The 16,891-nt window shown below is 67.2% G+C and carries 13 protein-coding genes; 6 read left to right on the top strand and 7 right to left on the bottom strand.

The features are described 5' to 3' along the window. Nucleotides 1-126: 126 nt before the first annotated feature. From dcp to arfB, 3 genes are all read right to left on the bottom strand, one after another. Nucleotides 127-2,298, bottom strand: a complete 2,172-nt coding sequence (gene dcp, locus ACI2JH_RS07260; RefSeq protein ID WP_404735812.1) for a peptidyl-dipeptidase Dcp — start codon at nucleotides 2,296-2,298, stop codon at nucleotides 127-129. 114 nt (nucleotides 2,299-2,412) lie between these two features. Beyond that, nucleotides 2,413-3,015 carry a lysophospholipid acyltransferase family protein gene (locus ACI2JH_RS07255; RefSeq protein ID WP_101101503.1) on the bottom strand — a complete coding sequence of 201 codons (603 nt, stop codon included), beginning with the start codon at nucleotides 3,013-3,015 and terminating at the stop codon, nucleotides 2,413-2,415. Between the two features lie 3 nt (nucleotides 3,016-3,018). After that, on the bottom strand, nucleotides 3,019-3,450 hold the full coding sequence (gene arfB / locus ACI2JH_RS07250; RefSeq protein ID WP_042614237.1) for an alternative ribosome rescue aminoacyl-tRNA hydrolase ArfB: 432 nt from the start codon (nucleotides 3,448-3,450) through the stop codon (nucleotides 3,019-3,021). Nucleotides 3,451-3,585: 135 nt separating this feature from the next. Between arfB and ACI2JH_RS07245 the strand changes: the two genes are divergently transcribed. Next, complete coding sequence (locus tag ACI2JH_RS07245; protein ID WP_101101505.1) at nucleotides 3,586-4,101, top strand: DUF2059 domain-containing protein; 516 nt, start codon at nucleotides 3,586-3,588, stop codon at nucleotides 4,099-4,101. Between the two features lie 209 nt (nucleotides 4,102-4,310). On the opposite strand, the gene ACI2JH_RS07240 is transcribed toward ACI2JH_RS07245, so the two are convergent. Then, on the bottom strand, nucleotides 4,311-7,163 hold the full coding sequence (locus ACI2JH_RS07240) for a M16 family metallopeptidase (protein ID WP_404735811.1): 2,853 nt from the start codon (nucleotides 7,161-7,163) through the stop codon (nucleotides 4,311-4,313). A 368-nt stretch (nucleotides 7,164-7,531) separates the two neighbouring features. Here ACI2JH_RS07240 and ACI2JH_RS07235 point away from each other — a divergent pair, with 368 nt between their 5' ends. Together ACI2JH_RS07235 and ACI2JH_RS07230 are read left to right on the top strand one after the other, a co-directional pair. Next, nucleotides 7,532-8,005, top strand: a complete 474-nt coding sequence (locus tag ACI2JH_RS07235; RefSeq protein WP_101101509.1) for a hypothetical protein — start codon at nucleotides 7,532-7,534, stop codon at nucleotides 8,003-8,005. A 120-nt stretch (nucleotides 8,006-8,125) separates the two neighbouring features. Continuing rightward, nucleotides 8,126-8,605 carry a tRNA (cytidine(34)-2'-O)-methyltransferase gene (locus ACI2JH_RS07230; RefSeq protein ID WP_101101511.1) on the top strand — a complete coding sequence of 160 codons (480 nt, stop codon included), beginning with the start codon at nucleotides 8,126-8,128 and terminating at the stop codon, nucleotides 8,603-8,605. 621 nt (nucleotides 8,606-9,226) lie between these two features. Here the strand turns inward: ACI2JH_RS07230 and ACI2JH_RS07225 are convergent. Both ACI2JH_RS07225 and ACI2JH_RS07220 read right to left on the bottom strand, forming a co-directional pair. Further along, the gene (locus ACI2JH_RS07225; protein WP_404735810.1) at nucleotides 9,227-10,390 is read right to left on the bottom strand and encodes an acyl-CoA dehydrogenase family protein; all 1,164 of its coding nucleotides are present in this window, start codon (nucleotides 10,388-10,390) and stop codon (nucleotides 9,227-9,229) included. After that, entirely contained in the window at nucleotides 10,380-10,976 is a 597-nt protein-coding gene (locus ACI2JH_RS07220; RefSeq protein ID WP_404735809.1) for a polymorphic toxin type 15 domain-containing protein, read from the bottom strand. The genes ACI2JH_RS07225 and ACI2JH_RS07220 overlap by 11 nt, the downstream gene beginning before the upstream one ends. Nucleotides 10,977-11,244: 268 nt before the next feature. Between ACI2JH_RS07220 and ACI2JH_RS07215 the strand changes: the two genes are divergently transcribed. From ACI2JH_RS07215 to ACI2JH_RS07205, 3 genes are all read left to right on the top strand, one after another. Beyond that, complete coding sequence (locus ACI2JH_RS07215) at nucleotides 11,245-11,415, top strand: hypothetical protein (protein WP_182656509.1); 171 nt, start codon at nucleotides 11,245-11,247, stop codon at nucleotides 11,413-11,415. Between the two features lie 103 nt (nucleotides 11,416-11,518). Continuing rightward, the gene (locus ACI2JH_RS07210; RefSeq protein ID WP_182656510.1) at nucleotides 11,519-13,195 is read left to right on the top strand and encodes an electron transfer flavoprotein-ubiquinone oxidoreductase; all 1,677 of its coding nucleotides are present in this window, start codon (nucleotides 11,519-11,521) and stop codon (nucleotides 13,193-13,195) included. Nucleotides 13,196-13,202: 7 nt separating this feature from the next. Then, entirely contained in the window at nucleotides 13,203-13,586 is a 384-nt protein-coding gene (locus ACI2JH_RS07205; protein ID WP_101101517.1) for a c-type cytochrome, read from the top strand. Here the strand turns inward: ACI2JH_RS07205 and ACI2JH_RS07200 are convergent. Further along, on the bottom strand, nucleotides 13,583-16,780 hold the full coding sequence (locus ACI2JH_RS07200) for an ATP-binding protein (protein ID WP_404735808.1): 3,198 nt from the start codon (nucleotides 16,778-16,780) through the stop codon (nucleotides 13,583-13,585). The two genes, ACI2JH_RS07205 and ACI2JH_RS07200, sit on opposite strands and share 4 nt — an antisense overlap. Nucleotides 16,781-16,891 lie beyond the last annotated feature (111 nt).

The raw sequence follows: 16,891 nt of genomic DNA, 5'->3' as shown, positions 1-16,891 counted from the left end.
CAGTGCCAGCACGGAAACCGGTAGCGCCGAGCCATGCTCGGCGAGCGCCAAGCGCGGCCTGCGTCAGGCACCGCGGTGCCGGAACGGAAAGCAGAACGGCGGGGTTTCCCCCGCCGTTCGTTCAACTCACTTCAGGCCGCGGAACTCGAGCAGCGGTTCCACCGACGGGTCCTTGCCGCGGAAATCGCGGTAGAGCTGGCTCAGCTCCACGCTGTTGCCGCGCGACAGCACCTTGTCGCGGAACTGCTGGCCGTTGGCGGCGGTCAGGCCACCGTTCTCCTTGAACCACTGGAACGCATCGTGGTCCAGCACTTCAGCCCAGAAGTAGGCGTAGTAACCGGCCGAATAACCGCCACCCCAGATGTGATCGAAGTAACTGGTGCGGTAACGCGGCGGTACCTGGGCCAGGTCCACGTTGAACTTCTTCAGCGCCGCTGCTTCGAACTTGCCCACGTCCTGCAGCGGTGCATCGGCCTTCTGGGTGTGCCAGGCCAGGTCGAGCAGCGCCGCCGACAGGTATTCGGTGGTGGCGTAGCCCTGGTTGAAGCTGCGTGCCTTGAGGATCTTGTCGACCAGTTCCTGCGGCATCGGCTCGCCGGTCTTGTAGTTCTTGGCGTAGTTGGCGAAGACCTTCGGGTCCAGCGCCCAGTGTTCGTTGAACTGCGAGGGGAACTCGACGAAATCGCGCGAGGTGGCGGTGCCGGCGATCGAGGGGTACTTCACGTTGGAGAACATGCCGTGCAGCGCGTGGCCGAACTCATGGAACAGCGTGGTGACGTCGTCGAAGCTCAGCAGCGCCGGCTGGCCCGCGGCCGGCTTGGTGAAGTTGCACACGTTGTAGACCACCGGCTTGGCACCGGTCAGGCCGTCCTGTTCGACGAACACATCCATCCAGGCGCCACCGGACTTGCTGTCACGCTTGAAGTAGTCGGTGTAGAACAGCGCCAGCGAGGTACCGTCCTTGTCGAACACCTCATACACCTTCATGTCCGCGTGGTAGGTCGGGATGTCGGTGCGCGGCTTGAAGGTGATGCCATACAGCTGGGTGGCGGCGTAGAAGACGCCGTTCTGCAGCACGTTGTCCAGTTCGAAATACGGCTTGATCTGCGACTCGTCCAGGTCGTACTTGGCCTTGCGCACCTGCTCGGCGTAGAAGTCCCAGTCCGAAGCGGCCAGCTTGAAGCCGCCCGACTTTGCATCAGGATGCTGCGCATCGATGACCTTCTGGATGTCCGCTGCTTCTGCGCGTGCCTTGGCGGTGGCGGCCGGCACGGTGTCGGTCAGCAGCTTCAGCGCGGCAGCCGGGGTCTTGGCCATCTGGTCGCCAAGGTTGTAATCGGCGTAGGTGGCGAAGCCGAGCAGCTTGGCCTTCTGCGCACGCAGCTGGGCAAGGCGCTGCACGGTCTGCTGGGTGTCGTTGGCATCGCCGCGCTGGGCACGGGTTTCCGATGCTTCCAGCACGGCGGCGCGCTGTTCGCGGTTGCTCAGCGAACCGAGCACCGGCTGCTGGGTGGTGTTCTGCAGGGGCAGCAGGAACTTGCCTTCCAGCTTGCGCGCGGTGGCATCGGCGGCGGCGGTGGCGATGGCGTCTTCGCTCAGTCCGGCCAGCTTGGCCTTGTCATCCACCACTACGGCGGCGGCGGCAGTGGCGGCGACCAGGCGGGTGTGGAACTGCGTGGACAGCGTGGTTTCTTCCACGTTGAGCTTGCGCAGGCTGGCCTTGTCGGCGTCGTTGAGCTGCGCACCTGCGCGCACCAGGCCGTCGTAGTAATGCTCCACCAGGCGGGTCTGCACTGGATCCAGGCCGAGCGAGGCGCGCTGGTCGTACAGCGACTTCACCCGTGCGAACAGCTTCGGGTCCAGGTTGATCTCGTCCTGGTGGGCGGCGAGTTTCGGCGCCACTTCTTCCTGGATCTTCTGCCGCGCATCGTTGGTATCGGCCTGCACCAGGCCGAAGAAGATGCGCGAGACGCGGGTCAGCGTTTCACCGCCACGCTCCATCGGCACGATGGTGTTGTCGAAGGTGGCCGGCTCGCTGGAACCGGCGATGGCGCGCACTTCGGCCAGGTGCTGGCGCATGCCTTCTTCGAAGGCCGGCAGGTAATCGCTGTCCTGGATCCTGTCGAACGGTGGCGCCTGGAACGGCAGCGTGCTGGCACTCAGCAGCGGGTTGGTGGAGGCATCGGCCGGCTGCTGGGCCGGGGCGTTCTGGGCTTCGGACACGGGGGTGGACTCCTTGCCGGAACAGGCAGCCAGCGCCAGGCTGATGGCGGCGGCCAGGATGACGGTACGCGACATGCAAAAGGCTCCTCGGGGGGCGATCAGGACTGACCGCCAGCCTTCCAGCCTACTCCCACGGCGCTGCGGCGGCATGTGCCGGACGTGGCGCCTGCGCTGCCGCGCTGTGGCCGCTCAGACGGTGCCGCGGGTCTTGCCGATCCACGGGCGGTAGTACTCGCGGATGCTGGCCATGTCGGCCGCGTCGTTGCCGGTGGCATGGAACAGCGGCCCGAAGCCGATGGTCTTGTCCGGGTAATGGAAATACGCGGCAAGGATCGGCACGTCGGCCATCCGCGCGATCTTCAGGAAGCCGGCCTTCCAGTGGGTCACCTTCTTGCGGGTGCCTTCCGGGGTGATCGCGTACCACATCTTTTCCGAGCGACGGATCACCGCCACCGCCTGTTCCACCGTGCCCTGCGGCGAGCTGCGGTCCAGCGGGATCACCCCCAGCTTGCGCAGCAGCGGGCCCAACGGCCACCAGAACAGGGAGGCCTTGCCCAGCACGCGCACGTCCAGGCCCAGCGCCAGCTTCACCGCCATGCCCCAGTACCCATCCCAGTTGGACGAATGCGGGGCGATGATCATCACCACCTTGGGCACGTCGGGCAGGGTGCCGACCACCTTCCAGCCGCGCAGGCGCAGCGCACTGCGCGCGATCCAGCGGATGAAGGCATTCGGCTTGACCTGCGGCATGTTCGGCGGCACGGGTGGCAGCAGCGGCGAAGGATGGTTCAAGGCTTACTCCCAGTTGCGGGTTGTGCGGCCGCGCTTGACCTGCGCGCGGCCTTTCTTGGCGTCCAGGCGACGCAGGGTCGACCCGTAGGTTGGTTTGGTGGCCTTGCGTGGCTTGGGCACGCTCAGCCCTGCCCGGATGAACTCGGCCAGCCGCTCGCGCGCATCCTCGCGATTGCGGTCCTGGGTACGGAAACGCTGCGCGTCGATGACCAGCACGCCTTCGCCGGTCACGCGCCGGTCGCGGCGCACCAGCAGGCGCGCACGCAACGGCTCGGGCAGCGACGGCGAGCCGGCCAGATCGAAACGCAGCTCCACCGCCGTCGATACCTTGTTGACGTTCTGGCCGCCGGCGCCACTGGCACGCACGAACCGCTCGACGAGTTCATCGTCGGGGATCACAAGCTGTGCGGAGATGACCACTGGACCAATACCCATGGGCCCATTGTAACGGTAGCCGGTGACGGTTGGCTGTCGGTATCGCGAGCCGTTCCACCACGATCAGGTCCCCAACACGTCGCCTTCGCCAACGCGGGCGGTATGCTGGCGGCATCATCCCCAAAGGACGTCCGCATGATCCGCATTTCCCGCCGCCTGCACCGCACCGCCCTGCTGCTGGCGCTTGCCCTTGCGTCCGTTCCTGCGCTGGCCGCACCGCCCACCGACGGCGACATCAACCGACTGCTTTCGGCCTCGCGCGCGCAGGCCATGCTGGATTCGATGCTCCCGCAGATCGAGACCATGCAGCGCCAGCAGTTCGAACAGGTCACCCAGCAACGCCAGCTGACCCCGCAGCAGCAGGAGCAGCTGCAGCGGATCCAGGCGCGCACCGCGCAGACCCTGCGCCAGGCATTGTCCTGGCAGCAGCTGCGGCCGATGTACGTGGACCTGTACAAGCAGACCTTCAGCAAGGAAGACGTGCTGGCGATGGCCGAGTTCTACGAGAGTTCGGCCGGGCAGAGCCTGCTCGACAAGACCCCGGCGCTGATGCAGAACGTGATGGTGGCCATCCAGGCGCGCATGCAGCCGCTGTTCGCGGACCTGCAGAAGGACCTGGAAGCGATCGTCAACGAGCCGACGAAGAAGTAACGGTGTGTGACCGTAGGTGGGTGACGACCGTTGGTCGTCACGCTTCCTGCTGCAGAGCGTGACGACCAACGGTCGTCACCCACCAACACCAACGGTCGTCACCCACCAACACCAACGATCGTCACCACCCCCACCAACGGTCGTCTCCCACCAGGTGCGGGGTCGTCCCGGGTGACGGCCAGCGGCCGTCACTACCGGGGCGCGCGCCCTTACTTGGCTGCCTTCACCGGGTTGCCGTCGGCATCGATGATGCTGACTTCGCCGAGGTTCAGCGCGCGGACCGGTGCTTCGGTCTGCTTCAGGTCGCCGACCACCACCCAGGTCAACGATTCCGGCTTGATCGCCGCGGCTGCCTGCTGCACCTGCGCCGGGGTCATCGCTTCGATGGCCGCCTTGCGCTGGAACACGTAGTCGTCCGGACGCTGGAACTGCACCAGGCTGCCGATCGTACCCAGCACCGAACTGGCCGTTTCATACGCACCGGGCAGGCTCAGGGTCTGGATGTTGCGGATGCGCTGCACTTCAGCGGCGGTAGCCGGTCTCTGACCGCTGGCGAACTCGGCGATTTCCTTGCGCATTTCCGCCAGCGCCGGACCGGTCTTGTCGATCTGCACCGGCGCCATGGCCATCCACGGCCGCTGGCCGACGGTGCTGCTGGCGCTGCTGCGGGCGCCGTAGGACCAGTGCTTTTCCTCGCGCAGGTTCATGTTCAGGCGCGAGGTGAAGTCGCCGCCCAGTACGCCGTTGGCGATGTCGAAGCGGACCGAACCCGGATCCACCGAAGACGGCACCACCTGGCCGGCGAACAGGTTCGCCTGCACGGCACCGGGCTGGTCGATCAGGAACACGCGCGGGCTGGTCGGCACGGCAACATCAACGGCCGCCTTGACCTTCGGTGCCGGGCCTTCGCTCTTCCAGTCGCCCAGCTGGCGGTTCAACAGCGGCACGATTTCCTTCAGCGTGGTGTCACCGACCACGATCAGGGTGCCCTCTTCCGGGCGCAGCCAGTCGCGGTGGAAATCGACCAGCTCATCGCGGGTCAGGCTCGCGATGGCCGCCTCGTCACCGCTGCCGGTGAACGGGATGGCATACGGGTGACCCTTTCCGTACAGCAGCGGCGGCAGCACGCGCATCGCCGACGCAGTGGGATTGGCCTTTTCCTGCGCGATGCCGGCGATCCAGCTGCCCTTGACCCGGTCGATCTCCGATTGGTCAAAGCGCGGCTGGCGTAGCAGCGTGGCATACAGGCCCAGCGACGGCGCCAGGTTCTCCTTCAGCGCGGACAGGTCCACGGTGCTGAAGTCCAGCCCGGCCGACGCACTCAGGTCCGCACCCAGCGCGTCGGCGGCGTCGGCGAAGGCCAGCGAACCGAGCTTGCCGGCGCCTTCGGTCATCAGCCCCATCGCGAAGTTGGCGGTGCCCGGCTTGCGGTCCTGGTCTGCACTGAAGCCGCCCGGGAACTGATAGCTGAACTGCACCACAGGGATTTCATGGCGCTCGGCCAAGATCACCCGCGTGCCGTTCTTCAACGTGGCGCGCTGCAGTTCGGGGAACTTGAGTTCAGGGAACTGCCGGGTCTGCGGCACGCCGGTGCCACGGTCCACCTGGGCCGGCAGGGTGGTGTACTTCGGATCCACGGCCGGCACTTCAAACGGCTTCGGGCTCTGCGAGGCTTCTTCTTCCAGCGCCACGCGCGGGCCCGGTTCCACCACCAGGGTGTGGCTGCCGGTGCCCAGCCACTTGCCGCCCACCGCGCGCAGGTCAGCGACGCTGGCGCCATCGATGTTCTTCAGCGAATCGCGGAAGCAGCCCGGGTCGCCGGTGTAGACGGTGCACTCCGCGAGTGCGTCGGCCTTGCCGCCGAAGCCGCCGATGCGCTCGATGCCGCGGATGAAGCTGGCACGGAAGGCGGTCTTGGCGCGGCTGAGTTCGTCGGCCGACGGGCCTTCAGCGACCAGGCGGTCGATCTCTTCGTCGATGATCGCTTCCACGCGCGCCGGGTCGACGCCCTGCTTCACCGTGGCCATCACCATGAAGTTGGAGCCCAGCTGCGAGGCATAGGCGCCGGCGCTGATGTTGTCCACCAGCTTCTCTTCGTGCTCCAGGCGCTTGCCCAGGCGCGATGACTTCGCCCCGCCCAGCACCTGGCCCAGCAGCTGCAGTTCGTCGATGTCGCGGGTGCCGACTTCGGCCACGTTCCAGGCGCGGTAGATGCGTACCTGCGGCACCTTGTCGGTCATCACTTCGCGGCTGTCGGCGGCGCGCTGCGCCACGTCCACCTTCGGCTGCGCCATGCTCGGCCCGGCCGGGATGCTGCCGAAATACTGCGCTGCCTTTTCCTTGGCCGTGGCCAGGTCGATGTCGCCGGCCAGCACCAGCACCGCGTTGTTGGGGCCGTACCAGGTCCGGAACCAGGTTTTGACGTCATCCAGCGAGGCCGCGTTGAGGTCGTTCATCGAGCCGATCACGCTGTGGTGGTACGGATGGCCCTTCGGATACAGCGCGCGGTTGAGCTGGGTCCACACCTGCCCGTACGGCTGGTTCTCGCCCTGGCGCTTTTCGTTCTGCACCACGCCACGCTGCTCATCCAGCGCGGCCTGGTCGATCGCACCGAGCAGGTGACCCATGCGGTCGGACTCCATCCACAACGCCATGTCCAGCGCAGTGGTCGGCACGTTTTCGAAGTAGTTGGTGCGGTCGGTATTGGTGGTGCCGTTCTGGCCGGTGGCACCGACCTGCTTGAAGGGTTCGAAGTACTCGCCGTCGTGGTTTTCGCTGCGCTGGAACATCAGGTGTTCGAACAGATGCGCGAATCCGGTGCGGCCGGCGGGTTCGTCCTTGCTGCCCACGTGGTACCAGACGTTGACCGCCACGATCGGCGCCTTGCGGTCGGTGTGCACCACCACGCGCAGGCCATTGGGCAGGGTGAACTGCTCGAAAGGAATGTCGACCTTGGCCGCTGCGGCAGGCTTGGCCAGCAGGGGCGCGGGCGCCAGGCCGCCCAGCGCGGTGGCGAGGGCCAGTGCAAGCAGGGCAGTGCGCGGGCGCAGAGGGGAGGTCATTGCTGATCCTTGGTCATCCAGGTGGAGGCCGATCCTACCGTGTGCGCCCGCACGGCAGCATCGGCCAAGCGTCACGCGCTGAAAGCGACCGAACCCGGGATCTTCCGCATGGCCAGCTTTTGTCCGGTCGCATCGGCGCGGACAAGTGTCCGGACACGGACACTGCGGGTCTTTCTAAATCATTGAATCATAAGCTTTAAAAATTGGCACGGCGATTGCTCCATTTACCCCGCAACCCGAAGCGACCGAAATGAAACTGACTGCACGCTGAACCAAACTGGGAAACTGAAGATTGTTCTTGCAAGCCCAGTTTTGGTGTACTACCTTACTACCACACCACCGCCCACACACACTAAACAGGCCCTGCCATGAACACCAAGATCCTCGCCATCGCCATCGCCCTGATCGCCGGTACTGCGGTTGTTTCGCCGGTGCAGGCCGCCCCTTCCATCAGCACCCTGCAGACCGTGCAGGTCCGCCCGGACGCCGAACAGCTGGCCCAGCAGGCCTGGGAGCGCAGCAGCCGCATCCCGACGCTGGCTGCGGTGCAGGTACGCCCCAGCGCCGACCAGCTGGCCGGGATCAACGGCCAGGCCATCGCCTCTTCTGCGGCGATGCCGGTAACCACCCTGGCCGCCGTTGAAGTCCGCCCGAGCCTGGAGCAGAAGGTCGCCCTGGCCGCCGAACTGCAGACCGAGCGCTACACCGTTGCCCTGACCAACGCAGCCACCGCGTTTGCCAACAACGTCATCGTCAACCTGCCGGTGGTGCATGTGCGTCCGACCCAGGCCGACCTGCAGGCACTGGCGCTGGAAACCGCTTCGGTCCTGGTGCGTCCGTGAGCGAGCTGCACATGCTGATCGTTGTGATACACCCCTCGACATACCCCTGAACGCCGGGTCCCCTTACCCGCAAGGACCCGGCAGGCCGCCAAGCACCGCGCCGCGCATTACACTGCGTTGATGAGCCAGGTTCCCACGTTCCACGTCGTGCTGTTCCAGCCCGAAATTCCGCCCAACACGGGCAATGTCATACGTCTTTGCGCCAACACCGGCGCGCAGCTGCACCTGGTCGAACCCTTGGGTTTCGCACTGGACGACAAGCAGCTCAAGCGCGCCGGCCTGGACTACCACGAGTATTCCCGCCTGCAGGTTCATCCGGACCTGGAAACGGCATTGGCCCGCATCGCACCGAACCGGTTGTTTGCCCTGAGCACCCGCGCCAGCGTCCGCCATGACAGCGTGCCGTTTGAAGACGGTGATGCGTTCCTGTTCGGCCCGGAGAGCCGCGGCCTGCCGCAGGACGTACTGGATACGCTGCCCGATGGCCGCCGCCTGCGCCTGCCCATGCGGCCCGGCAACCGCAGCCTCAACCTGTCCAACACGGTGGCAGTGGTGATGTACGAGGCATGGCGCCAGCACGGGTTCGCCGGCGGGGCGTGAGGTGGGGTCGAACGGGTGAGACCCCCTCGCGGGTGGCTTCCAACAGCAGGCTTGGTCTGGGCCGGCCGGTGGGGCTGTGCGGGGGACGGCAAGAGCCGCTCCTGCGGGCCTCGTTTCGCGCCATCCATGGCGGGTCCACGCCATCGCATTCGCGCTGCCGCTCCCACGCTTTGCTGCGCAAACCGCGGGCCCCGTCTCACCATCACCCACACCCCGCCGGTTCGCGGCCGCCCCTGACTCAGGCGCTCCCTCCACCCGAAATGGCACGGCGCCCTGGTAGCGCCGAAGGCAGCGGCAGGAGCCGCTGCCAACGTCGCTTGCGACGGCCCGCAGGGTGCCGGTCAGGACGACCGGCATAGCCATGGTCGGCGAGCGCAGCGGGCCGTTGGCGGAAACATTCCGCCGACCATGGGTCGGCGCTACCAAGGCCCCCGCAGACCTGTCGAAGGTGGGGCGGGGTGGCTGTGCAGGACCGTCTTTTCGCAGGGATGCGAAAAGCGAGCCGCCATGGACGGATTCACGGCGTGTCCTGCACAGCCACCCCGCCCCGCCGACCCAGCAACCCTGCAGCTTTTGACGTTGCCGTTGCCTGAATGCCGCGCGCAAGCGAAAAAAATACCCTCAGAACGCGTTGATGCCGGTCAGTTCGCGGCCTATCACCAGCTGGTGCACCGTCTCGCTGCCTTCGTAGGTGATCACCGATTCCAGGTTGAGCGCATGCCGTATCGCGGCATGCTCGGTGGTGATCCCCGCCGCGCCCAGCAGGTCACGGCACTCACGCGCGATGTCGATCGCCATCCGGCAGTTGTTCCACTTGGCCAGGCTTACCTGCTGCGGCTGCAGCCGGCCCGCCTCCTTCAGCCGGCCCAGCTGCAGGGCCAGCAGCTGTGCCCCGGTGATCCGCCGGGCCATGTCGGCCAGCTTGACCTGGGCGCTCTGCGTGGCCGCCAGCGGCCGACCGAACAGTTCGCGTTCGCCGGCGTACGCCAGCGCCTCGCGCAGGCAGGCACTGGCTGCGCCGATCGGCCCCCAGCTGATGCCGAACCGCGCCTGGTTCAGGCAGCCCAGCGGACCCTTCATGCCCACCACCCCTGCCAGCCGGTTGGCCTCCGGCACGCGGACCTGGTCGAAGAACAAGGCGCCCGTGGACGACGCCCGCAGGCTCATCTTGCGGCCGATGTCCTGCACGCTGAATCCCTCCATCCCGCGCTCCAGTACGAAGCCCTGTACACCGTCTTCGGTCTGCGCCCAGACAATGGCCAGGTCGGCGATGGGCGCATTGGTGATCCACATCTTGCTGCCGTCCAGCCGCCATTGGTCACCGTCGCGCACCGCACGTGTCTTCATGCTGGAAGGGTCCGATCCGCCATGCGCTTCGGTCAGGCCGAAGCAGCCGATGACTTCACCGCGAGCCATCGCCGGCAACCACCGCAGGCGTTGCGCTTGGCTGCCGTAGGCGAAGATCGGATGCATGCACAGCGAGCTCTGCACCGACACGAAACTGCGCAGGCCGGAATCGCCGCGCTCCAGTTCCTGGCAGATCAGCCCATAGGCCACCGCGTCCATGCCCCCGCCGCCGTATTCCACCGGCAGGGTCGCGCCGAGCAGGCCAAGTGCTGCGATCTCCGGCACCAGTTCAGCGGGAAAACGCGCCTGGTCGAAGCAGTCGCCGATGATCGGCAGCACGCGCTGGTCGACGAAGCGCGCCACGCTGTCCTGCACGGCGCGCTCTTCTTCGCTGAGCAGGGAACGGACATCGAACAGGTCGCAGGGATCAAGTCGCATCGGGTGCACCAGGTGGGCCGGAATCGTGGTCATTGTGGTGGTGGCACAGTGCGGCGTCGAGGACGGCGGGCGGTTCCCGTACCAGCTGCCCGTTCATCCGCGTGCTTCCGCGCAGCCACTCCGGCACCCGCGATGCGGCAGCATCCAGCTGCTGTACGCGCGAGCTCTCTCCCCGGCGTGCCAGCGTCCATTGGCGGCCGATGGTGCAGTTGACCTGGCCGTCGCCGAAGTCGCCGATCAGATCGTGCCCGCCCACGACCCGGTCCGGATTATGCAGCGCGTGCAGGCTGCGCATCTGCTGATCAGCCAGCAGCGCGGCGCGCTCGCCCGCTTCGGCCGGGGGAATGCCCTGCCCGGCAAGCGCCTCACCGTGCGCAGCGGCCAGTTTGCTCCGCCACGAGCTGCGCGCCCGTCGCGCAACCTGGGGATCGCGGGCACGGGGGTCGAAGCGCGCGCGCGCGCCGAGGTATTCCTCCACCGTCAGCGCGTTGAGACCTGCCTGCTGCCCGGCCAACTGACGATCCAGCTCGCCGAACTTGCCCTGGTCGAGCTTCTGCGGGGAGAACACCAGAAGTAGGCAGGTCATGCCGGCACCGGCCAGGCAATCCGCCACGCGTGCCAGCACCCAGACCAGGGCAAGATGCGCCGACGTCAGGTGGCCACACCGTACCGGGTCCTGCCGCGCCGCCCTCTGGTCTACGCGGCCAGGCACCGCGTAGAACCCTGATGCGTCGCGGACCTGCCGGCGTGACATCGCGCATTCCTCTCATCCCACGGTCCGCTACAGCGTAGGAATAAGTGGCTGTTTCAGTGGGCGATGGCCTGCTCAGAACGCGCATCGTTCAAGAAAAACGATGAAGGCGAACATTGGTGGCGATGCGCGCTATACCGGACGGCGTCAACGGTTCGCACGCGACGTGGCACACCTGCTGCATTGCAGCATCCCGGGCCCGCAGCGCGCGCCCTGCCATCGATGCAGCCCACATCGCGCCGGGCAACTGGCCGATCCGTCGGCCAGCCGTTAACCTGATGGATTCAAACATCCGTTTCGCCGTGGCAGCACGTGCGTTATTCCAAGGCAACCACCGCCCCTGCAGCAGAGCGGTCTACCCAAGAGTCAGGTCATCCATGAGCGCAGAAGCCACCGAACTGCCCCCACGCGAAGTGATGGAATTCGATGTCGTCGTCGTCGGCGCCGGCCCCGCCGGCCTGGCCACGGCCATCCGCCTGCGCCAGCGTGCCATTGAAGCCGGCAGCGAACTGTCGGTGTGCGTGCTGGAAAAGGGCTCCGAGCCGGGCGCGCACCTGCTGTCCGGCGCGGTGATGGATCCGCGTGCACTGGCCGAGCTGTTCCCGGACTGGGCCGAACGCGGCGCGCCGCTGAAGCAGAAAGTCACCCGCGACGAGTTCCTGTTCCTCAGTGAAACCGGCGCACGCACCACGCCCAAGCCGCTGTTGCCCGAGTGCTTCCACAACGAAGGCAACTACATCGTCAGCCTGGGCGAAGTGGGCCGCTGGCTGGCCCAGCAGGCCGAGGCGCTGGAGGTGGCGATCTTCCCCGGCTTTGCCGCTGCCGAAGTGCTGTACGGGGCGAACGGTGAAGTCATCGGCGTGGCCACCGGCGACATGGGCATCGAGAAGGATGGCCGCCATGGCCCCAATTACGAGCGCGGCATGGAACTGCTCGCCAGGTACACCGTCTTCGCCGAGGGCTCGCGTGGTCACCTCGGCCGCCAGCTGATCAACCGCTTCAAGCTGGATGAAGGCCGCGATCCGCAGGCGTACGGCATCGGCATCAAGGAGCTGTGGCAGATCGACCCGGCCAAGCACGAGCCCGGCCTGGTGGTGCACGCGGCGGGCTGGCCACTGGACGGCAGCACCTACGGTGGCGCGTTCCTGTACCACGCCGAAGGTGGCAAGGTGTCCATCGGCTACGTAGTGGGGCTGGACTACAGGAACCCTTGGTTGAGCCCGTTCGAAGAGTTCCAGCGCTTCAAGACCCACCCGGCGATCCGCACGCACCTGGAAGGCGGCAAGCGCATCGGCTACGGCGCACGGGCGATCACCGCCGGTGGCCTGCTGTCGTTGCCGAAAACCGTGTTCCCGGGCGGAGCGCTGGTCGGCTGCGAAGCCGGCTACCTCAACGCCAGCCGCATCAAGGGCAGCCACGCGGCGCTGAAGACCGGCATGCTGGCCGCCGACGCCGCCTTCGATGCACTCGCCGCAGGCCGCCAGCACGATGAGCTCAGTGCCTATCCGCAGGCGTTCGAATCCAGCTGGCTGCATGCCGAGCTGCAGCAGTCCAAGAACTTCAAGCAGTGGTTCAAGAAGGGCCAGGCGGTGGCCACGCTGATGACCGGGATCGAGCAGTGGCTGCTGCCCAAGCTGGGCATCCGCAACGCGCCGTGGACGCTGCGCCACAGCACCCCGGACCACGCCTGCCTGGAGCCGGCGGCACAGCACACCAGGATCGACTATCCCAAGCCGGATGGCGTGCTGACCTTCGACAAGCTCAGCTCGGTGTTCCTGAGCAGCACCCACCACGCCGAAGACCAGCCCAGCCACCTGACACTGAAGGACGCCCGTATTCCGGTGCAGGTCAACCTGGCCGAGTACGCCGGACCCGAAGCGCGCTACTGCCCGGCAGGGGTGTACGAATTCGTCGGCAGCGAGGGCGACCAGCGCCTGCAGATCAACGCGCAGAACTGCGTGCACTGCAAGACCTGCGACATCAAGGACCCTACCCAGAACATCGTGTGGGTGGCCCCGCAGGGTGGCGGCGGCCCGAACTACGCCGGCATGTGATGCGACGATGCGGATCCTGCTGTTGTTGGCCAGCATCGTCGGGTTGAGTGCCTGTGGCGCGCCTGCGCCGCAGGATCCGGAGCAGGCCGCCGCGCTGGAGCGCGAGCGCGCCTTCGCCATCTGCGCCGGCTGCCATACCGTGCACGCCGGTGGCATCAACCGCTATGGCCCCAACCTGCATGGTGTGTTCGGACGGCGCGCAGGCAGCCTGGCCGGCTATGCGTACTCCGATGGCATGCGTGCAGCGGACATCGTGTGGAGCGAACAGACGTTGGACGCCTTCCTGCGTTCACCGGGCGCCAGCGTGCCGGGCACGCGCATGTACAACGCGTTCCCGGATCCGGAGCGGCGCCGGCTGGTCATCGAATACCTGCAGCAGAACGCGCGCTAGGCGCCGGCGGCGCCCACCGGCGAGGCCGGCAACCAGCGCAGCAGGCACTGCCGCAGCTGGGCCAGCGACAACGGCTTGGTCAGCACTTCATCCATGCCCGCTTCACGGCAACGCCGCAGGTCCTGCTCCAGCAGGCTGGCCGTCAACGCCACCACCGGCAGGCGCCGAACGCCCTGGCGTTGTTCGCGCTCGCGCAGCAGGCGGGTGAACGCATAGCCATCCATGACCGGCATGCGGCAATCACTGATCACCATGTCGAAGGCGGAGGCGGCCAGCAGTTCCAGCCCTTCCCGGCCATCGCCCGCGACCGCGTGCGATACACCAAGCTGCTGCAGGCGCCAGGCCATCATCGCCTGTGCGGTGGGGTGGTCTTCCACCACCAGGACCCGCGCCGTGCGCAGGTGCACCGGCAGCGGCGGGACGCTGCCCGGCCCCGGCGCGCTGGCCACCAGGTCATCATCGCTGGCCACCGGCAGCGGCAGCAGCACGTCGACCTCGGTTCCCTTACCCGCCACGCTGTGCACCAGCAGGCGCCCGCCCATCAGCTGCACCAGGCGTTGGCAGAGCGTCAGTCCCAGGCCGATGCCACCCTGGTGGTGCGGCGCGCTGGGGTCTACTTCGGTGAAGGGCTGGAACAACGCCTGCACCTGTTGCGGCTGCATCCCGATGCCGCTGTCGATGACCTGCAGGCGCAGTTCCTGAAGGCTCGGCGAACTTCCTTCCAGCACCTCCGCGCGCAGCACCACCTCCCCTTCGCTGGTGAAGGCGATGGCATTGTCCAGCAGGTTCTCCAGCACCTGGCGCAGCCGCAGTCCGTCCACCTCGTGGGTGGCCGCCAGCCGCACGTCGAGTTCCAGCCGCAGGCCGAGGCCCTTGGCCGCAGCCTGCCTGGCGTAGCGCTGCTGCAGCGATTCCAGCAGCGGGCGCAACGGCAGTGGCAACGGATCCAGGCGCAGTGCACCGGCATCCATCTTGGCGTAATCGAGGATGTCGTCCAGCATCTGCCGCAGCGACTGGGCGGCCGATTCCGCTTCCTCCAGTTGCGTGCGCTGGGCCGGTTGCAGGGCCGTATGGGCAAGCATCTCCAGCATCCCCAGCACGCCGCTCATCGGCGTGCGGATCTCGTGGCTCATGGTCGCCAGGAAGCGGGCCTTCGCCTCGGCCGCCTGCTCGGCCGCGGCCATCGCCGCTTCCAATGCGTCGGCCTGTGCGCGCGCCTCGCTGATGTCCACCCAGTAGCCACTCCAGGTGACCATACCGGCATCGGCCGCGTACGGCTGGGCCTGGCTGCGTACCCAGCGCGGCGATTGCGGCATGCCGACGGTGCGGAACTCGAGCTCGAAGGGCAGGAAATCGCGCGCCGCCCGTTCGATGGCGGCCTGCACGTCGGCCACGTCACGCGCATCGATCGCGTCCAGCACCGCCTGCGCCGAGGCCATCGCCTTGTCGTGGTCGATGCCGAACAGCGGCTGCATGTCGCCGGCAACGTAGGGGAAATCAAGGCCGCCATCGGCCGCGCGTCGCATCTGGTACACCACTGCGGGCAGGTTGCCGGTGACGTCGGCCAGGCGCTTCTCCAGTCGCCGACGGCTGCTCACTTCCCGCTGCAGCCGCCAGTAGCCCAGCAGGTGCACCAGCAGCGCGGTCAACAACACCAGGGTGATCGGAATGCCCCAGCGCGCCATCGTTCGCCAGTCGATGCCGCCCTGGTAGGCCACCGCCAGCCAGTCGTTGCGCAGCGCCTCGCGCTCGCGTGGGCCCATTTCCTGCAGCAGGCGATCAAACCGTGTTGCCAGCCCGGCGTGCTCGCGTTTTACCGCCAATGACAGGTCATCGTCGAAGCCCGCCGGTGCAGTCACCTGCAACTGGCCGGGGAAGCGCTCGCGCAGCAGCCGGTCGACGATCGCCAGGTTGCCGATGTAGGCCTGTGCTTCGCCATCGAGCAGCCGCTGCAGCGCCTGTTCCGCGCTGCGCGCGGCGAGGATGCGCGCCTCCGGCGCACGTTGCAGCACCGGCAGGCGCAGCCGTTCGGGGTCGGACAACAGCACGCGCTTGCCGGCCAGGTCGTCCATGTCCAGCACGCTGCCGCTGCGGGGCCCGGTCACGATGACATTGGGCACGCTGATGAAGGGTTGGCTGAATACCCAGCCCTCGCCCAGGTAACGGGAATCGTTGGGTACGCCCATCACCGCATCGATGCGGCCGCGACGCATTTTCTCGCGCAGGTCGAACCAGTCGTGGCTGGGTTCGGGGGTGAGCGTGGCACCGGCCTGCCGCAGCCGCTGCAGGTAGTCACTGGCAAGCCCGGAAGGCCGACCATCGGCATCGGTGAAGGAGAGCGGTGCGGCATTGGGCGCAAAGCCGGTACGCAGTGGCGTGGACAACGCCCGACGCTCCACCTGGTCCAATGCCTGCCGCGCCGGCGCAGACCACACCGGCACGCGCAGCCAGCGCGCGGCAATGCCTGCACGCACCGACGCCGGCTGCTGCGACATCGCCTGGTCCAGCGCTTCCACCAGCTGCGGCCGGGAGGGCGGCACGCCGAAGTGCAGCGTATCCAGCTCCATGTCGATCGGACGCAACAGGGCGATGCCTTCCAACGCGGAGTCATTGATCAGCTGGCTGGCCACGTAGGCATTGCCGATGAACACATCCGCCTCCTGCCGCGCCACCATCCGCAGCGCGTCCAGCGTGTGCGCTGCAAGCAACTGGCGCGCGGCGGGAAAGCGGGTGCGGATCTGCGCCTGGGTCAGGAAGCCCTGCTCGCTCACCACGCGCAGGCCCGCCAGGTCCGGATCATTGGACGCGCGCAGGTCATCGCTGCGTCCCACCACCGCCAACGGCGCGGTCGCATACGACGTGCTGTAGGCCAGGCAGCGGTTCGGGGACGCGCTCGGCGATACGTTCATCACCACGTCGATATCGCCCCGGCAGGCGGCTTCCAGCACCTGTGCCCAGTCCGGATAGCGACGGTAGTCCAGCCTCACGCCCATCCGTGTCGCAAGATCGTCCAGCGTGTCCGGGCCCAGCCCGCGCACCCTGTCCCCTTCGACGAACTCGAACGGCGGCCAGCCGCTGTCGTAGACCCCCACCGACAGAACCGCGTGGGGCCGTGCAGGTGACGGTGCCTCGGCGCGCGGAGCGGGGGGCGCGGCCCATGCCATCGCAGGCAACAGCGACAGCAGCACGCCCATGCCGCATCCTCGACAGTGAGCCAGGATCGTGCGCACCAGCTTCGCTCTCCTTAGAATAGGGATATCGTCGATGCCTGCTTTCCACCCAACCCATGTCACCCGGGGCCATAC

The sequence above is a fragment of the Stenotrophomonas sp. NPDC078853 genome (assembly GCF_044901215.1).
In the GTDB taxonomy this organism is placed as follows: domain Bacteria; phylum Pseudomonadota; class Gammaproteobacteria; order Xanthomonadales; family Xanthomonadaceae; genus Stenotrophomonas; species Stenotrophomonas lacuserhaii.
This window is presented reverse-complemented; position numbering and strand designations above follow the sequence as displayed.